The 745-nt window shown below is 71.9% G+C and carries 1 protein-coding gene; it reads left to right on the top strand.

The genetic code is table 11. The features are described 5' to 3' along the window. Window positions 1-654, top strand: a 654-nt coding sequence (locus M0638_RS28435) for an ABC transporter substrate-binding protein (RefSeq protein ID WP_248670325.1), incomplete at its 5' end; no start/stop codon positions are given. Between the last annotated feature and the right edge of the window lie 91 nt (window positions 655-745).

Raw genomic sequence — 745 nt, 5'->3', positions numbered from 1 at the left:
TTGCGCGTGGTGGCGCCGCCCGAGATGGTGGCCAACCTGCGCTCGGGCAACTTCGACGGCTTCCTCGGCCCCGACCCGGTGAACCAGCGCGCCGTCTACGACGGCGTCGGCTTCATCCACCTCCTCTCGCGCGAGATCTGGGACGGGCACCCGTGCTGCTCCTTCGGCATCGGGCGGGAGGTGGCGCAGGCCGCGCCCAACACCTACCACGCCATGCTGCGCGCCATCGTCGACGCCACCGCCTATGCCGCGAAGCCCGAGAACCGCAAGGAGATCGCGGCCGCCATCGCGCCGGCCAACTACCTGAACCAGCCGGAGGTGGTGGTGCAGCAGGTGCTGACCGGCACCTTCGCCGACGGGCTCGGCACGGTGCGGCGCGTGCCGGAGCGCGTGGGCTTCGCGCCGATGCCCTGGGACAGCTTCGCGATCTGGATCCTGACCCAGATGAAGCGCTGGGGGCAGATCCGCGGCGACGTCGACTACGCCGCCGTCGCGCGGCAGGTCTATCTCGCCACCGATGCCGAGCGCGCCATGCGCGAGGCGGGGCTCGATCCGGCGCGGGCGAGCGGGCGCACCATCGTCGTGATGGGCCGGGCCTTCGATCCCGCGAAGCCGGAGGACTACGTGAGCTCCTTCGCCATCCGGAGGTCCTGATGCGCCACGTCGGCCTCAACGCCCGTGCCGCGATCGTCTCGCTGGTCCTGCTGGCGGCCTTCCTCGGCGCCTGGCAGCTCGCGGTGAGCGG

This window comes from Roseomonas acroporae, from assembly GCF_023223525.1.
Taxonomy (GTDB): Bacteria; Pseudomonadota; Alphaproteobacteria; order Acetobacterales; family Acetobacteraceae; genus Roseomonas_E; species Roseomonas_E acroporae.
Note: the sequence above shows the minus strand (reverse complement) of the source record. Positions and strands in the feature narration are given on the sequence as shown.